Here is a 16,173-nt window from a genome sequence, read left to right as displayed (position 1 = left end):
CAAGCCATCTCCAACAACTTCTGAGTGTCGGACGATTCTGCCGGTAGTGGCCTGTTGACAGTTGAAAAAATCTCTGACACTAAATTTCTCGACTGTCGAGAAAATAATTAGTTTTCTGGACAGCGATCCGCGGCGGCCGGAGGAAACCACTGGCTGGGGCTGGCCGCTCATCACTTGGGAGGATAGTTATGAAATCTATTATGAAGCTGATGGCGGGCGCCGCCATCCTCGTTTCCATGCAGACGGCTGCAATGGCCGCCGACCTCGTCGTTGGCGTGTCCTGGTCGAACTTCCAGGAAGAGCGTTGGAAGACCGACGAAGCCGCAATCAAGAAGGCACTCGAAGCCGCTGGCGCGAAGTACATCTCCGCTGACGCGCAGTCTTCGGCCGCCAAGCAGCTGACCGACGTCGAATCGCTGATCTCGCAGGGCGCAAACGCCCTCATCGTTCTGGCTCAGGACTCCGACGCAATCGGCCCGGCCATCGAAAAGGCTGCGGCTGAAGGCATTCCGGTCGTCGGCTACGACCGCCTGATCGAAAATCCTGCTGCCTTCTACATCACCTTCGACAACAAGGAAGTCGGCCGCCTCCAGGCTGAAGGCGTCTTCAAGGTCAAGCCGGAAGGCAACTACGTCTTCATCAAGGGCTCGTCTTCCGACCCGAATGCTGACTTCCTCTTCTCGGGCCAGATGGAAGTTCTGAAGGCTGCAATCGACGCCGGCAAGATCAAGAATGTCGGCGAAGCCTATACCGACGGCTGGCTGCCGCAGAACGCGCAGCGCAACATGGAACAGTTCCTGACCGCCAACAACAACAAGGTCGACGCAGTCGTTGCTTCCAACGACGGTACGGCTGGCGGCGCAGTGGCTGCTCTCGACGCACAGGGCATGGCTGGCTCCGTTCCGGTTTCCGGCCAGGACGCCGACAAGGCCGCTCTGAACCGCATCGCGCTCGGCACCCAGACGGTTTCCGTCTGGAAGGACTCGCGTGAACTCGGCAAGCGCGCTGCTGAAATCGCCCTGCAGCTCGCAGGCGGCACTACCATGGACAAGGTCGACGGCGTCACCACCTTCGACGGCGGTCCGAAGAAGGTGAAGATGCAGTCGATCTTCCTGAAGCCGCTCGCCATCACCAAGGAAAACCTGAACGTCGTCATCGACGCCGGCTGGATCTCCAAGGCTGAAGCTTGCCAGGGCGTCAAGGCCGGCAGCGTCAAGGCCTGCGACTAATCCTCGACGGGCAACCGACATGCCGGCGCCGCAGCGGCCACGCTGCGGCGCCGGATGCGGATGAGCAAAAGAACACGGCTCTCCGCCTCGCCAGCACCGCGAACGCTTTTCATTCCCTGCCAAAATAGCGCCGTGCCTTGAACGCCTATTTCGGAAGCCTCGCGATGATCGATTTGAAGAACAGGGCAGCAAACCGGATTTTTCGGGCATCCGGCCTGCGCCCAAACAATGGGGGAAACGGCAAACCCATGGCAGACCTCACCCAATCGTCATCCAGCAACCCGCGCACGGCTGACGCTAACGCTTTCACGCGCTTCCTGCGCGCCACCGAGATCGACACCCGTCTGCTCGGCATGGTCGCGGCGCTGCTGGTCATCTGGATCGGCTTCCACCTCTATACCGGCGGGCTGTTCCTCACCCCCCGCAACCTCTGGAACCTCTCGGTCCAGACGACCGAGATCGCGGTTCTCGCGACGGGCATGGTGCTCGTCATCGTCACTCGCAACATCGACCTGTCGATCGGCTCGATGCTCGGCCTCGTCGCCATGATCATGGGCGTCGTCCAGGCAAAATTCCTGCCGCAATATCTCGGCTTCGACAATTCCTGGACCTGGGTGATCACCCTTGCCGCCGGCCTCATCGCCGGCACGCTGATCGGCCTCTTCCAGGGCGTCATCATCGCCTTCATGGGCGTGCCCTCCTTCATCGTCACGCTCGGCGGCTTCCTCGCCTGGCGCGGCCTTGCCTGGTACGTTACCTCGGGCCAGACGGTCGCGCCGCTCGACACCACCTTCCGCATCATGGGCGGTGGCGCTGAGGGCGCCGTCGGCGCCACGTGGAGCTGGATCATCGGGCTCGTCGCCTGCGTGCTGATCGTTCTCGGCATCATCGGCTCGCGCCACCAGCGCAAGCGCTTCAACTTCCCGCGCCGTCCGCTCTGGGCCGAATATTTCCTGGCCGTGCTCGGCTGCGCTCTCGTGCTCGGCGCCATCTGGGTCTCGACCATCTATTACTGGCCGGTCGCCATCGCCAAGAAATATGCCGAGGCCAACGCCATCGCCTGGCCCGAAACCGGTCTGTTCATCTCCTACGGCATCGCCGTACCGGTGCTGATCGCCGTTCTCGTCGGCATCGTCATGACCTTTATCGCCACCCGCCTGCGCTTCGGCCGCTATGTCTTCGCCATCGGTGGCAACCCGGAGGCGGCCGAACTTGCCGGCATCAAGACCCGCTGGGTCACCGTCAAGATCTTCGCGCTGATGGGCTTCCTCGCAGCCGTCGCCGCGGCGATCTCGACCGCCCGCCTCAACGCGGCCGCCAACTCGCAGGGCACGACCTACGAGCTCTACACGATCGCCGCAGCCGTCATCGGCGGCACGTCGCTCGCAGGCGGTACCGGCACGATCGCCGGCGCCATGCTCGGCGCGCTCGTCATGCAATCGCTGCAGTCGGGCATGGGCCTCGCCAATGTGGATACCCCCATCCAGAACGTTGTGGTCGGAGCCGTCCTCGTCGTTGCCGTCTGGCTCGACACGGTCTATCGCTCGCGTGCCAAGTAAGAGGAGTACGATCCATGACTGAACAACGCACTCCCCTTGTGGAACTCAAGAATATCTCGATCTCCTTCGGCGGTATTCACGCGGTCGACAATGCCTCCGTCGATCTCTACCCCGGCGAAGTTGTCGCCCTTCTCGGCCATAACGGCGCCGGCAAGTCGACGCTGATCAAGATTCTTTCCGGCGCCTATAAGCGCGACAGCGGCGAGATCCTGATCAATGGCGAACCTGTCGACATCCGCAATCCGCGCGATGCCAAGAAATACGGCATCGAGACGATCTACCAGACGCTCGCCGTCGCCGATAATGTCGACGCCGCCGCAAACCTCTATCTCGGCCGCGAAATCCGCACCAAGTGGGGCACGCTGGACGACGTCGCCATGGAGGCCTCGGCCCGCGAGGTGATGGGGCGCCTCAACCCCAACTTCCGCCGCTTCAAGGAGCCGGTGAAAGCGCTTTCGGGCGGTCAGCGCCAGTCGGTGGCGATCGCCCGCGCCATCCTGTTCAACGCCCGCATCCTGATCATGGACGAGCCGACGGCCGCCCTCGGCCCCCAGGAAACGGCGCAGGTCGGCGAGCTGATTAAGCAGCTGAAGAAGGAAGGCATCGGCATCTTCCTGATCAGCCACGACATCCACGACGTCTTCGACCTCGCCGATCGCGTCTCGGTGATGAAGAACGGCCAGGTGGTGGGCCACGCCCGCACCGAGGACGTTACCAAGGACGAAGTGCTCGGCATGATCATCCTCGGCAAGGTGCCGCCGAAAGCCATCCCAGGCCCCGGCGCCATGCAGGTCTGAGGCATCACGACAACGGAAAGCCCGCCGCTCCAGACAACGGCGGGCTTTTCATCCGAATTCCGGTGACACCACCAGCCATTGCCACCGATTTCGCTAATTCGCTATTTGGCGATTGAAGAGCGCCGAAAGCTAGGCTAAGAACCACCACATCGGACAGGCGATTCAAACCGCCACGGCATGCACCCGTAGCTCAGCTGGATAGAGTGTTGGATTCCGATTCCAAAGGTCACAGGTTCGAATCCTGTCGGGTGCGCCATATCTTCCAGAAACTTCCGACTCCCGCGGACACACGTCCGCCAAATCTGTTGTTAAGCTTCAGTTAATACTCAAAAGCCATAACTGGGATCGACCCCGCAACTATCGAGTGCTTCGCAATGCCCGTGAGCGCCCTCTCCGTTCTCTCGCCAGATGCGCTGGACGACTATATCGATCTGAGGTCGGTCCCCAAGCATCGGTATTTCGGCCAGAACGACACGATAGACAGGCTGCGCAAGGCCGTTCCCTTCGACTTCATTTTCATCTCCGGTCTCGATGTGGATCACTATCGCTTCGGACAGGGGTTCTCCATCGATACCGATTTGCCGCCGGCCTTCATCGAGGCATATATGGGCGACAAGATCCCGCAGATCGATCCCTTTGTGCTTGCGGCAAAGTCATCGACAAAGGTGGTCGTCGAGAGCGAGGTCTACGCGCATTGCGAGGTCCCGCAACGGCTTCTTTACCTGCAGCGGACGTTCGGCGTGCACAATCGCACGATCGTACCGATTTTCCGCGATGACACCGTATACGGAGCCGTCGGCTACACGCGCCAGACGCCCTTCGATGACGACGAGCTCGGTTTTCTCGAATTCGTCTCCGAAGCGGTCCATACGGCATTTACCAAGCCATTGATGGAGCGCTATGCCGCAGAGCAGATGCGTCTTTCCAAGGGAGAGATGGCATGCCTGTCTCAGGCGAGCCTTGGCTTGACGAGTGAAGGCATCGGCAGGGCGACCGGTTATCAGCTGGAGACCGTCAACAGCTATATAAAGTCTGCCGCCAAGAAGCTCGGTGCCGCCAACAGGACGCAGGCCATTGCCGAAGCGATCCGGCGCCGCCTTATTGCCTGAGGCATTTCCGCAATTCATAGGCTGCCAAACGGTCCGCACGGCCCGCGTGGAAGAGCGCTATCCGGCGCTCACACTTTTCGTTCACCTTAAGGCTGAGCCTATTCTTAACGATGTTTTTCCTTCGCACCCCAGAAATGGGGTCCTGTTTAGACTTTGCTTTATCAGATTTACGAAATGTGAGGGAATGACCCCTAGTTTTGGGGTGTCCGGGCATCACTGCCTAGGCCGACATGATGTCGGCTATGTCCTGCTACGCATCGCGCGGGTTGCAGCCATCGGACGCCGCCTTTCAGGCATGCCGTCGTGACATCCAGCGCCAAAAGCCGCTGATTTTTCAAGGTGTTTACATGCGTCAGCTTCTCACTTCGGTGGCATTCGCCGCCGTCGCCCTCCTTCCTATGCCTTCATTCGCGCTGGATGCTCCCAAGGGGGATGTCATCCTGACGATCACCGGAAAGCTCGATCATCCCAATGTCGATGGTACCGCGCAGTTCGACCTGCAGATGCTAGAGGCGCTGCAAGGCCGCTCGGGCAGCATGGAGACGCCCTGGACAACCGGCAAGGTCGAATTCTCGGGGCCGCTTTTCCGCGCAGTCCTCGACGCCGCAGGTGCGCATGGCTCCGATCTCAAGCTGGTGGCGCTGAACGACTACGCTGCGGACGTACCTTTTGACGATGCCACGAAGCTCGACACGATGCTGGCGACGCGCATGGACGGCCAGGTCATGTCAGTTCGTGACAAGGGGCCCGTCTTCCTGGTCTATCCCTTCGACAAGGACGGCTCGCTCTATAACGAGAAATACTTCTCGCGTTCAGTGTGGCAGATCAAGGCGATCGAGGTGAAGTGATGCCCGACGGCGCCCGCGCAAACGGTGACGTGATCAGGAAGGTCAGCAAGGCGACGGCACTGCTCCAGGCCTTCGCGACCGTTCTTTTGATCGGGCTCATCTATCTGATGTCGGGTATCTATCAACGATACGAAGCTCTTCAGGATGGCGTGCGCGAGAACGCGCTCTGGTCGGTCTATCAGCTCGACCGGGAAGCACGCCGCCTGAATGAGGAAGCGGACATCATGCTTGCAACCGGCGACTTTTCGTTGAAAGCCGCCAAGGCGCTTTCCACCCGATACGACATTCTATACTCGCGCATGAGCATCCTGAAGCGGGCGAATTTTGACCTGCGGCTTTCAGAGGACCCTCAACTTGAGGAGATCGTCAAGAAAATCGAGCCGCTGGTCATGTCCGAAGCGTCATGGTTCGACGCGCTGGCAAAAGGAGCCGACGTCGACAGGGACCGGCTCCAGCATTTTGCCGACGACATGGCGCCGCTTGTGAAGAACACGGAAGCGCTGCTCACCCAGGTCAACAACAAGGTGAGCACCGACCGTGCCGAGGCACGAGACGCGCTGCAAATGCTGCAGCTCAAGACAGGCGGGCTGACCGTGGTGCTTGCCGCCAGTGTCGGCTTTCTCGTGTTCAGCCTTCGGCGCCAGCTCAAGTCGGTTCGCTCGGCAGGCCTTGTTTTCGAGGGATTGGTGCGGGAGCTGCGTGAGGCCTATTCCAGCGCTGAAGCCGGCAATCGCGCCAAATCGCAGTTCATGGCGACCATGGGCCATGAAGTCCGCACGCCGCTGAATGCGATTCTCGGCACTGCCGAACTGCTGGAGCTTGGCGGCCTTCTGGAACGAACCAAAGCCGGCGTGCAGACGATCCGCCGGTCTGGCGAAGCCCTGCTTGAGATCCTGAACGAGATCCTTGATTTCGCCAAGATGGAAAGCGGCCGCATCGATGTCAGTCTGGCACCGGCAAACATTGTCGAGGTGATTACGAGCGCAGTTGAGATGATGCAGGATCGCGCTGCCGAAAACGGCGATACGCTTGTTGCCGACATCGACGATTTCGACGAAGCGGACTTGATCGTGACCGATGCCACGCGCATTCGTCAGGTCGTGCTCAATCTGCTCAGCAACGCGGTCAAGTTTACCTCCGGCGGCGCCGTCGTCCTCAAGATGACCAAGGGCATGGCGGATGGCGCACCGGTGATCCGGCTCGCTGTCAGCGATACAGGAATCGGCATCGATGCGGCAGGACAGGAAAAGCTCTTCAAGCCATTCTCCCAGGTCGATGCGACAATCGGCCGGAAATACGGGGGAACCGGCCTCGGCCTGACGATCTGCAAGGAGATCATCGACGCTTTGGGCGGCACCATAGGGGTCACGAGCGTCCGCAATGAAGGCAGCACCTTCTGGTTCGAAATCCCCGCAGAACCGGTCGCCCGGGGCCCGGAACGGGCGACCGCCAGCCGGTCATGCAGCATCGGCATCGATGATCTGCCACGCCTGCGGGTTCTGCTTGTCGAGGATAACGCCGTCAACCAGCAGGTCGCCGCCGGATTTCTTCGCCATCTGCACCAGGATTTCGTCGTTGCAAACGATGGCCTCGAAGCCGTGAAGGCAATGTCGGAACAGGCATTCGATCTCGTGCTGATGGATATGCAGATGCCGAACATGGACGGGATCGAAGCGACGCTGCAGATCAGGCAGATGAGCGCTCCGGCCTGCACCGTTCCGATTGTCGCCATGACGGCGAATGCGTCTGATGACGATCGCCGCCTCTGCGTGGAAGCCGGGATGTCGGACTTTCAATCAAAGCCGCTGACACTGGCACAGCTTGCCGCGGTGATCGCGCAACAGAAGACGGGCGACGTGGCGGCGCTGCGTCCCCCCGTGGACGATGCGAGCGACATCAACCTGCGGCAGAAAGAGCTGACGGATGTCCTCGGAGAAGACGGCTTTGCCGAACTTCTGGACAGCTTCTTTTCGGATGCGGCTTGCATTCTCGGCGAACTGTCGCTCGCACTGAAGGATGGCGATGCCAGGTCTCTGGACCGGATGCTTCACAGCCTGAAAGGCGCAGCCAGCAATGTCGGCCTTCAGGACATCGCCGACCGTGCCCAGCGGCTGCGGGAAGTCCCAGTTGATACGAATGAGCTGCTCGACATCAAGCGGGCGGTGGACACACGGCGGCAATCCTATGCCGCATAAGGAGCAATGATGCGGATCCTTCTTGTCGACGACAATCAAACCAATCTTATGCTGCTGACAAAACTGGTTGCGAAGCTTCCATCCTGCGAACCGGTACCGTTTCTGGACCCTTCCGATGTCCTCGCAGCAATGCCGAAGCTGGAATACGATATCGCGGTGATCGACTATCAGATGCCGGGCTACAACGGCGTTGAGCTGTTGCGCGAGATCGAGATGTTCGAGCGCTACAAGGGCAAGCCGGTGGTCATGATCACTGCCGATACCGACATGGCGACCCGCATGGCCTGTCTCGATGCCGGTTCGATCGATTTCCTGAACAAGCCGGTCAACCCGCTCGAATTCCAGGCGCGAATGAAAAACCTCATCGCCCTTGTCGATGCGCGCAACAAGCTGGCCGACAAGGCGGAATGGCTGCGCGAAGAGGTCGAGAAGGCAACCTGCGAAATCCGTGAGCGCGAGGAGGAGATCATTGATCGCCTTTCGATCGCGGCCAGCTTCAAGGATGCAGAGACAGGTCTTCACACGAAGCGCGTCGGCGAATATTCGCAGCTCATCGCCCGCGCGCTCGGCCTTCCTGCCGAAGAATGCTCCGACATCCGCCTTGCTGCCCCCATGCACGATATCGGCAAGGTCGGCATCCCGGATGCGGTTCTGTTGAAAAAGGGTAAGCTCACAGAACAAGAGTTCGCGGCCATGCAGAAGCACACGCTTCTCGGCTGCGACATCCTGCGCGAGTCAAAATCCAGCCTTCTCCAACTGGCCGCAACCATCGCCGCAAGCCATCACGAAAGGTGGGACGGTCAAGGCTATCCGCGCCGCCTCGCCGGCCGCGAAATTCCGATATCGGGACGGATCGTGGCTGTCGCCGACAATTTCGATGCGCTGACATCCGCACGGCCCTACAAGGAAGCATGGCCGGTGAGCCAGGCCGTCGACCATATCCGCGAGAAATCAGGCACGCAGTTCGATCCGCAATGCGTTCGCGCCTTTGAAGAGGCGCTGCCCGCCATTCTAGCCGCCCGTGAGGCGTTGCAGGATAGTTCGTCCGTCTTTCAGATGACGGCCTGACGCCTGCTCCGGCGAGCATTTGCTCCGCGCAAAATCAAAAACGGCGCCCTACTCCCGGCGCCGCTTCCATCTCATCCCTCACCAAACCTCAAACATCACACCGGAACACCGCCACATCCGTGTGGTTCCCGGCGAGCTCGATCGTCCTGAAACGGCCGGTCTTCCGCAGCGTCTCCGAGAGGCGCTCGTGGAAGAAGACGAGGTAGTTGCTGTCGACGTGGCCGTGGCGCACTTCGTAGCCGGAGATGATCAGGCGCTTGGCGGTGCGCGATGCGGCGAATTCGACGAGTGCGCGGTAGACCTCCGGGTCACCCTGGTGGATCAGCACTTCCATGCAGATCACCACGTCGTGCAGCGGGACGGTGTCGGCATGGCGCTTGAGGTCGAAGACCTGGAAGCCCCATTCCGGCTTAGACGCCTTGGCGATATCGATCGCCTCCTGCGAGCGGTCGAGGCCGAGATAGGTCTTGATATCGAGCGCCTTGACCACCTCAAGATCGCCCGAGCCGATATCGAGAACGCTGCCGAGCTGTTCGACGCCGTTGTCGATCAGCAGCTTGCGCTTGTAGATCAGGTTTTCGCCGCGCGAGCCGACGCCGGAGCCGCGCTGCGGATTGACCTTGTAGCGAAGGTTCCAGAACAGGTCGTTGCGGAATTCGGCGCGGATCAGCGTGTTCGCCTTGGTGAAGGCGTCATGCACCACCGGGTTCATGTCGCAGCGCGGCGAGAGCAGGCCCTGATCGTTCACGCAGTGCTCGTGATAATGCAGGATCCTGATCGGCTTGCCGGGCTCGGCATAGCCGTGGTGGCCGGGAACGTGGCCGTAGTAATTGTAGTTCGAGCTCAGGGGCTCGTAGGCAAGGTTGCCGGCGGTGATCGTCAGCCACATCGCCACCTGATCGACATTTTCCGACCGGCCGGCGCGCTGCAGCGGTTCCGGGTTGGCAAGCAGCCACAGCGCCCATTTGCGCCACTCGGTCCGGACGGTAGCAAGAAGCGGCTTCGGAATGACATAGACGCCGCCGTTGCAATTGCCCCGGAAGGTTTCGTCCGTGCCGTTATCGGCCGGCAGCTTCGGGCCGACCGACTGCAGCTGTGCGGCACGGGCCACTTCGAGCAGAACCGGGATCGGCGGATTGGGCGTATCGACGACCTTCGCCTTCAGCGCCGTTCCGGTCGCGAGCTCCGAGAGATCGCCGAGCGCCATCGTGTCGGCGTCGAGCAGCACGAGATAGTCGAAATCCTCCTGGCCGAACGGATCGAGCTGCGAGATCTTGTTGCAGTATTTCTTGTCGCCGAAGGCTTCGAGGCGATGCGTGCGATATCCCTTTTCCGAGAAGATCAGCACCAGATCGTCCGAAACGCTCGGCGTGAACTGCACATGGATATCGGCAGGCTTGGCACCGGCAAACTCGACGAGCGACTTGGCGCAGTAATAGGCCTGGAACACGAATTTCGGATGATTGTCGACCGCGATCGAATAGGCGACCTTGGCCGATTTGCCGGGCTGCGCAATCTGTACGCCGCCGAGGGGTACTGCCCGCTGCGCATCGACGAGCGCCAGCAACCTTGCGATTTCCCGGTCCTTCGCCTCGATGATGCTGCCGCCGTTTCGGAGGAGATCGTAGGCGTTTTGCCGCGGCGGGATGACCTTGCCGAGGAGTGCGGCGGCATCCAGCTTGACGCGGCGGCCTGTTATTTCCGCCTGGAAGGCTTCTTCCAGCGCGAGGTACCCGACGAAGCTGTCGTCCGACAGCGGCATGCCGGCGGCGCGCGTGGCGATCGCCAGGAACTGGCGGATATCCATCTTCAGCGCAGGCTGCGGCTTCTCGCAGAAGGTCAGCGCCGAGAGGGCATCATAGAGGCCGCGGAACAGCAGATAGCCGAGCTCGATCGTCTCGCCCGCAACCCATCCGAGATTGACGAAGCGGATCGCCTCGCCATCGAACATCATGTTGCGGGGCGTGGCATCCAGCAAGGCCCCGGAGACCGGCGCGCTCGCATTCAGCCGCGCATTGCGCGCCAGGCCCGCCTCTTCCTTCACCGCATCCCACCAGACCTGCGTCCAGCTTTCGAGGTCTGACAGCGGCCAGTTGTTGCGCCCGACGATATATTGCAGCTCGTCCTTCCACCGCCGTCCGGCAATCAGCGGCTCGCGCTTCAGCTGGACCGCGAACCTGGCATCGGCAGGCGCCCCGCCCTCGGCCAGCAGCCTCTTGCGATCGCCATAATAGCCCTCGCCGTCCTTGCCGAACTCGACGACCGTGCGGTATTGCGGCGCCCGCGGCAGGCCGTAGTGATAGCCGAAGACGCCATCTTCGGCGATTTCGCTGGCAGAGGAGACGACTAGAAACGAGTTCGCCAGTTCGCCGGCCAGACCGTTGCGGACCACCGCGCTCCAGGCAAAATCCGTCGTGAATGTCTTGACCGCCGGCGTCTGCGCGTCGGCCTTGCCTGCCGCGCTGATGAGGCCGGAGAAATCCGCCGGCATATCGGCAACGAAGGCATCGTCCCTGAGAACGGAAACCGGCAGCTTGTAATCCGGATAGGGATACCACCATTCCTGATGCTTGAAACCGGCGCGGCCGATGCGCTTGCCGAGCTCCGCCTTGCCGAAGGTGACGACGCCGCGCGACATGTAGCGATCTTCGATGCCGAGCATCGGCTCGCCGAGATGATCTTCCGGGAAACCGGCGAAATATTTCAGGCCGAGCTGGTTTTCGATGGCGACGATCAACACGCCATTGGGCTCGAGATAGCGGGCCGCATGTTCGAGCATGAGATCGACGGGATCGCGCCCCTGCTCCTTCGAGAAGAAGACGCGGGCATATTCCAGGACGCCGATCAGCGTCACGGTCTTGAATTTGCGGTCCGAGGCAAAATCCTGGAAGGGATCGACGACGACGCTGACATTGTCGAGACCGCGGCAGCGCTCGGCGGCAATCGAGGCCCGGCGGGGGCTGCCTTCGAGCGCGACCACCTCAAGACCGGATTCGCCCAAGAAGCGGGTGACGGCGCCGCAACCGGCTCCGATCTCCAGAACCGGGCCCTGAATGTGCTTCATTATCGGGCGCAGCAGATTGGCGCGCTCGGAGCTCAGATGATAGAGCGAGGCCCAGTCACTTACCGCATTCTGGATCTCGGACGAGAAGATCGACCGGTCGCGCGCATTGCGGATGGTATTGTAAAGACGCGCCTCTATTTCATCGCCATCGGAATAGGAAAAAGGCCGGCTATTGCCCGGGCGGCGCCACACATTCTCGTCCTGGCTGTATTCATAGGACGACATAAACTCCATCTTCATTCAACCAGCCCTGCTTTATCGAATTGAACCTGACGCACTCTACGAAGGCGCCGCCCGCACGATCGGATGCCAGCCTCTATCGACTCGGCACCCGTTTTCGGGAGATCCGCCACTTGGGGCATAGTTGGTACGGAGATTAGCTTGCGCCTGCCTGTTGCGCTTAGGTTGCGTGAGACAGACACCGGCGTTTCGAGAACTCATCGATCCGCGCTAAGATCGGCCGGCTTCAGCCTTTGGGGGACTGCCTGATGGAAGATCATGAGCCGTTTTTGCGCGAGGCGATCGCGCTGTCGAAATCCGCGGTGACAAATGGGGACGAGCCGTTCGGCTCGTTGCTGGTCAAGGATGGCAAGGTCATCCTCAGGGCCGAGAACAGCGTCTTCACCGGCCGCGACATGACCAATCATGCCGAGCTGAACCTGATCAAGCTGGCAGCGCAGCACTATAACGCCGAGGCGCTCGCCGATTGCACGCTTTATACAAGCACTGAACCCTGCGCCATGTGTTCGGGCGCGATCTACTGGTCGGGTATCGCCCGGATGGTCTTCGCCTGCTCTGAAGCGCGGCTCGGCGAGATTGCCGGGATCGGCCTCGATGTACCAAGCCGGGCGATCCTGGAAACCGGCGCGCGTGTTGTCACGGTGATCGGCCCGCATATCGAGGAAGAAGCGGCCGCCGTTCATCAGGCATTCTGGCCGAAGCATCTGGGCAAGATCTGATCCTCGACGCAGCGGGGAAATCCGGCCCGCCGGACCTCCCCGCGTTTAGTTCGCCGCGCTCAGCCCTGCGGCATCGGCACGCATTCCTTGATGCGCGGATTTCCGGGCGTCGAGCCGGTCACCTGCTTCACCTGTCCGGCCGGGCAGGTGCCGTCGTCGACAAGGACCTTCTTGCCGGTCGCCAGCGTGCCCTTTGCGGGCTCCTGCTTCAGGATTGTCTGGCAGCTGGCCAGCCCGACGGCCAGAAGAACCGTCAGCAGATATCTGAGTTTCATGTTGTCCCCTTTCCCGATGGTCGGCGGGAACCGCAGCCGGATCCGATGTCCGGCCGTCAACCCCGCCCGTCTCAGGATTTACAACCCCTTCCCCCGCCCGGCATGCTCCACCTGGAGTATAGAGAAACCGCCTCCTGCGGCTGTCGCGCCTGCTGCCCGGGCGGACATATGAGCATCGCCTTTAGGAGGACTGTTCAACAGCCTTGCGATCTGCGACAACCGAGGCGTGTTCTTTTCTTGATCCGGGATGGGAAATGCAGCAGTCCGCCGACGTATCCGTTCAGTTGATCGACATGATTTACGCAAGCCTGTTCGGCGAATGCGGCTGGCAGGATTTTCTCGATGCGGTGGCCAAGACTTCGCCGGATGGCAAGGCCGCGCTGCATTATCACGACCTCGCCTCCCCGGTTGCCCATGTGCCCTATATGTCGGGTTTCTCGGCGGGCGAGGTCGAGACGTTCAGCAGCCACTTCGCATCGGTAAATCCCTGGATTCCGCGCATGGGGCTTGTCCCGGTCGGCCGCGGCCTGTGCGGCGACGAAATCTTCACGCGCAACAATCTGGTGAGGACCGAATTCTACAACGACTGGCTCAAGCGGCAGGCCGGTTGCGAAACTAGCATCGGCGTCTCGATCATTCGCGAGAAGGCCCGCACCTTCATCCTCTCGACTGCGACGTCATCGGCCGATCCCGAGCGCAACAGGGAAGCGGCCGAGCGCTACACCGTGCTCGCACCGCATCTCAGACGTGCCTTCGATTTCATCCGCAAGCGCGATCTTTTCGCCCCCGACAATCAATCGCTGAAGACCCTGTTCGACAGTATCGGCGCCGGGCTGTTCTATGTCTCGGAAAGGAAGAGATTGCGCTGGTCGAACAACACGGCGGCGCAAATCCTTGCCGCCGGTTTTCCGCTTCACATGACGACCGGCGGGCGGCTCGATATCCGCTGCCAGAAATCAGCAGCCGCCTTCGAGCGCCTGGCGTCCCGGAACGACGGGCAGTGCGAGCCCTATACGGCGATCGTCCAGGCGGATGGCGCAGACAGCAGTTACCGGCTGACCATGGTGCGGATTCAGTCCAGCGCCTTCACCGATTTCATGGAGGGACCGACCGTCGCGATCATTGCCGAGCCGATGGTCGCCGCGCCGCTGAAGGACAGGCGCAGCGCCCTGATGGAAACGTCGAAGCTGACCGTCACCGAGATAAAGGTGGCGCTCAGCGTCGCCTCCGGTAACACCCCACGCGAAGTCGCGACAGCCTGCCAGATGCATTACGAGACGGTCCGCACCCACCTGCGCAGCATCTATTCCAAGCTCGGGGTCAATTCGCAGGTGGCGCTGGCGGCGCTTCTGCTCGGAAGCTGAAGGCCGCCCTCGCCTGAAGAACCTTACTGCGCGGTCACAACCGGCTCGACCACCGGCTCAGCCGGCGTTACCGGATCCGCCACCACCACCGGATCCGTCACCGGATCGGCTGGCGCCGCCGGGTCCGTCGGTGTCACCACCTCGGTCTTCTCCAGCGTTCCCCGGATCTGGTCGATCTTGCCGTCGGCCTCTCCGACGCCGAGGATCGTCTTGGCCTTGTCGAGCGCGGCAGGGGTGACCGTGCCGGTCTTGGTTGCCGAGGCGAGCGCTGCTTCGAGGGCGGCGTCGCCGAGTTCGGGGTCGTCGGCGGCCGGGAATGTGCCGTTGTCGAGTTCATATTGCGCATAGGCCGTGGCATAGGCGGCGATCGCCTTCATCTTCGGGTCCGCAGTGTGCAGATAGCCCTTGTAGCTGCGCTTCAGCGAGTTCAGGCCGGCAAGCTGGGAGGCCGTTGCCGGCTTGGTTCCGGCAACGTCCGTATCTTCGGTCGCGTCGGTGTCGTCGGTCACGCCCTTGCTCTTGGCCGCCTGCGACTTGCCTTTCGAGCCGCTCTGCGACGACGCGCCGTGCGAGCCGCTGTTTCCGTGGCTGCCGCTATTGCCTCCACCATTGCCATTGCCATTGCCGCCGCCGTTACCGTTGCCGCCGCCATGGCCGCCACCATTACCACCTCCATTGCCGCCGCCCTTGGCGAAGGCGACGGTATCGAAGCCGATCATGCCGGCAGAGCTCGCCCCCACGGCCAGGGAAAGAGCGGCAACGGATGCCAGAATTCGAATGCGCATGGTGATCCTCCTGAATCTCGCGTCGAACCTTTGTTCGAGTCGAGCGGAGGTTAGCGCCGGCCGGGACGCCGCACATCGGCCCAAGGTCCGGGGTGGTGCAGATCGGCAGAGCTGCGCTTCGGCTAAGGTTTACGCCTGGTTTACAGGCAGGGCGGAGCGCGATCGCGCGCCCCGCGCCGCCATGCGGTCCTCGCCCTCACCCCATTCGCATCCTCCGGCTTCCGGCCCGGCGAAACACCGCAGCCTGGTTCTGCCTTACGGTCTCCACCTCCGCCAATGCCGCCTCGATCAGCGATTTCGCCGAAAACAGCTCCGGCTTGTCGCGCAGCATTTCCAGCACCGTCTTCAGATGGCTTTCAGTCATAATGCAGGCTCTCATCGTCATGATGTCTCCTTGCAGCCTCCTTCTTGCCGGATGCCCCCGCTATCCCGTCCGGCATGCATTCCAGGCCTCATGGCCCATTCCTTCGCCCCCATGCGAAATGAAAATCAGCCGGCGATGCGGATCATCCGCACGCCGATGACATTGTCGTCGGCATCGGCGACGATCTCTCCGTGGCCGATCAGCCGGCCGTTGACGAGAAGTTCGACCGGGCCGCCGAAGCGGCTGTCGAGCCGGAAACTGTGGCCGGGATCGACCCGCATCAGTTCGGCAACGGAAACCCTGGCACGGCCGATCACCACCTCGATCTCGACAGGGATATCGTCGACCTTCTTCCTGAGATCGGGACCGGCAGCCGCGAGAACCTCGGGCGGCACCGCCGAGAACAGCAGGTTTGCCTCATGTTGACGCAACCGCTCCGTAACGGGATCGTTCTTCTCCGCTCCGCCATCGGCGGGAGCCTCGCCAAACGGCGGCAAATCATCGGAAATATTAGACATAAAGCACCATCTTAAGGAAAACGCGTCCGGTCGGCCGTT

At 61.5% G+C, this 16,173-nt stretch carries 14 protein-coding genes and 1 tRNA gene; 10 read left to right on the top strand and 5 right to left on the bottom strand.

Features of this window, described 5'->3' with window-relative positions; all coding sequences use genetic code 11:
- Positions 1-188 precede the first annotated feature (188 nt).
- From xylF to ACQZ5H_RS18295, 8 genes are all read left to right on the top strand, one after another.
- On the top strand, positions 189-1,229 hold the full coding sequence (gene xylF / locus ACQZ5H_RS18330; RefSeq protein WP_112719501.1) for a D-xylose ABC transporter substrate-binding protein: 1,041 nt from the start codon (positions 189-191) through the stop codon (positions 1,227-1,229).
- Positions 1,230-1,477: 248 nt separating this feature from the next.
- Complete coding sequence (locus ACQZ5H_RS18325; protein ID WP_112719502.1) at positions 1,478-2,788, top strand: sugar ABC transporter permease; 1,311 nt, start codon at positions 1,478-1,480, stop codon at positions 2,786-2,788.
- Positions 2,789-2,802: 14 nt separating this feature from the next.
- Positions 2,803-3,585 (top strand): ATP-binding cassette domain-containing protein, encoded by a 783-nt coding sequence (locus tag ACQZ5H_RS18320; RefSeq protein WP_112719503.1) that lies wholly within the window; start codon positions 2,803-2,805, stop codon positions 3,583-3,585.
- Positions 3,586-3,764: 179 nt separating this feature from the next.
- A tRNA-Arg gene (locus ACQZ5H_RS18315) sits at positions 3,765-3,841 on the top strand.
- Between the two features lie 118 nt (positions 3,842-3,959).
- Positions 3,960-4,694, top strand: coding sequence for an autoinducer binding domain-containing protein (locus ACQZ5H_RS18310; RefSeq protein WP_449098637.1), 735 nt, complete (start codon positions 3,960-3,962; stop codon positions 4,692-4,694).
- 347 nt (positions 4,695-5,041) lie between these two features.
- Positions 5,042-5,542: a putative pterin-binding protein gene (locus ACQZ5H_RS18305; protein WP_203428261.1), complete on the top strand. Its 501-nt coding sequence runs from the start codon at positions 5,042-5,044 to the stop codon at positions 5,540-5,542.
- The gene (locus ACQZ5H_RS18300) at positions 5,542-7,737 is read left to right on the top strand and encodes an ATP-binding protein (protein WP_449098636.1); all 2,196 of its coding nucleotides are present in this window, start codon (positions 5,542-5,544) and stop codon (positions 7,735-7,737) included. Before ACQZ5H_RS18305 ends, ACQZ5H_RS18300 begins: the two co-directional genes overlap by 1 nt.
- 9 nt (positions 7,738-7,746) lie before the next feature.
- A complete protein-coding gene (locus ACQZ5H_RS18295) occupies positions 7,747-8,805 on the top strand; it encodes an HD domain-containing phosphohydrolase (protein ID WP_449098635.1) in 1,059 nt (352 codons plus the stop codon).
- 88 nt (positions 8,806-8,893) lie between these two features.
- Here the strand turns inward: ACQZ5H_RS18295 and ACQZ5H_RS18290 are convergent, their stop codons facing one another.
- Positions 8,894-12,109, bottom strand: a complete 3,216-nt coding sequence (locus ACQZ5H_RS18290) for a methyltransferase (protein ID WP_449098634.1) — start codon at positions 12,107-12,109, stop codon at positions 8,894-8,896.
- Between the two features lie 248 nt (positions 12,110-12,357).
- On the opposite strand from ACQZ5H_RS18290, the gene ACQZ5H_RS18285 reads away from it, so the two are divergent.
- A complete protein-coding gene (locus tag ACQZ5H_RS18285) occupies positions 12,358-12,828 on the top strand; it encodes a nucleoside deaminase (protein ID WP_449098633.1) in 471 nt (156 codons plus the stop codon).
- Positions 12,829-12,887: 59 nt separating this feature from the next.
- On the opposite strand, the gene ACQZ5H_RS18280 is transcribed toward ACQZ5H_RS18285, so the two are convergent.
- Positions 12,888-13,103 (bottom strand): DUF6719 family protein, encoded by a 216-nt coding sequence (locus ACQZ5H_RS18280; protein WP_112719081.1) that lies wholly within the window; start codon positions 13,101-13,103, stop codon positions 12,888-12,890.
- 254 nt (positions 13,104-13,357) lie between these two features.
- Between ACQZ5H_RS18280 and ACQZ5H_RS18275 the strand changes: the two genes are divergently transcribed.
- Positions 13,358-14,467, top strand: coding sequence for a helix-turn-helix transcriptional regulator (locus ACQZ5H_RS18275; RefSeq protein WP_449098632.1), 1,110 nt, complete (start codon positions 13,358-13,360; stop codon positions 14,465-14,467).
- Between the two features lie 23 nt (positions 14,468-14,490).
- On the opposite strand, the gene ACQZ5H_RS18270 is transcribed toward ACQZ5H_RS18275, so the two are convergent.
- The 3 genes from ACQZ5H_RS18270 to ACQZ5H_RS18260 all read right to left on the bottom strand — a co-directional run bounded on the left by ACQZ5H_RS18270 (position 14,491) and on the right by ACQZ5H_RS18260 (position 16,134).
- Positions 14,491-15,252 (bottom strand): hypothetical protein, encoded by a 762-nt coding sequence (locus ACQZ5H_RS18270; RefSeq protein WP_449098631.1) that lies wholly within the window; start codon positions 15,250-15,252, stop codon positions 14,491-14,493.
- A gap of 196 nt (positions 15,253-15,448) precedes the next feature.
- Complete coding sequence (locus ACQZ5H_RS18265; RefSeq protein ID WP_112719079.1) at positions 15,449-15,637, bottom strand: hypothetical protein; 189 nt, start codon at positions 15,635-15,637, stop codon at positions 15,449-15,451.
- Between the two features lie 104 nt (positions 15,638-15,741).
- Positions 15,742-16,134 (bottom strand): FliM/FliN family flagellar motor switch protein, encoded by a 393-nt coding sequence (locus ACQZ5H_RS18260; protein ID WP_203428256.1) that lies wholly within the window; start codon positions 16,132-16,134, stop codon positions 15,742-15,744.
- Positions 16,135-16,173: the final 39 nt, after the last annotated feature.

This window comes from Rhizobium sp. 21-4511-3d (assembly GCF_053522545.1).
Note: the sequence above shows the minus strand (reverse complement) of the source record. Positions and strands in the feature narration are given on the sequence as shown.

Coding starts and splice junctions, on each gene's coding strand:
- ACQZ5H_RS18265 (WP_112719079.1), bottom strand. CDS start 15,637: ATGACGATGAGAGCCTGCATTATGACTGAAAGCCATCTGAAGACGGTG.
- ACQZ5H_RS18275 (WP_449098632.1), top strand. CDS start 13,358: ATGCAGCAGTCCGCCGACGTATCCGTTCAGTTGATCGACATGATTTAC.
- ACQZ5H_RS18285 (WP_449098633.1), top strand. CDS start 12,358: ATGGAAGATCATGAGCCGTTTTTGCGCGAGGCGATCGCGCTGTCGAAA.
- ACQZ5H_RS18295 (WP_449098635.1), top strand. CDS start 7,747: ATGCGGATCCTTCTTGTCGACGACAATCAAACCAATCTTATGCTGCTG.
- ACQZ5H_RS18280 (WP_112719081.1), bottom strand. CDS start 13,103: ATGAAACTCAGATATCTGCTGACGGTTCTTCTGGCCGTCGGGCTGGCC.
- ACQZ5H_RS18325 (WP_112719502.1), top strand. CDS start 1,478: ATGGCAGACCTCACCCAATCGTCATCCAGCAACCCGCGCACGGCTGAC.
- ACQZ5H_RS18290 (WP_449098634.1), bottom strand. CDS start 12,109: ATGAAGATGGAGTTTATGTCGTCCTATGAATACAGCCAGGACGAGAAT.
- ACQZ5H_RS18310 (WP_449098637.1), top strand. CDS start 3,960: ATGCCCGTGAGCGCCCTCTCCGTTCTCTCGCCAGATGCGCTGGACGAC.
- ACQZ5H_RS18305 (WP_203428261.1), top strand. CDS start 5,042: ATGCGTCAGCTTCTCACTTCGGTGGCATTCGCCGCCGTCGCCCTCCTT.
- ACQZ5H_RS18260 (WP_203428256.1), bottom strand. CDS start 16,134: ATGTCTAATATTTCCGATGATTTGCCGCCGTTTGGCGAGGCTCCCGCC.
- ACQZ5H_RS18320 (WP_112719503.1), top strand. CDS start 2,803: ATGACTGAACAACGCACTCCCCTTGTGGAACTCAAGAATATCTCGATC.
- ACQZ5H_RS18300 (WP_449098636.1), top strand. CDS start 5,542: ATGCCCGACGGCGCCCGCGCAAACGGTGACGTGATCAGGAAGGTCAGC.
- xylF (WP_112719501.1), top strand. CDS start 189: ATGAAATCTATTATGAAGCTGATGGCGGGCGCCGCCATCCTCGTTTCC.
- ACQZ5H_RS18270 (WP_449098631.1), bottom strand. CDS start 15,252: ATGCGCATTCGAATTCTGGCATCCGTTGCCGCTCTTTCCCTGGCCGTG.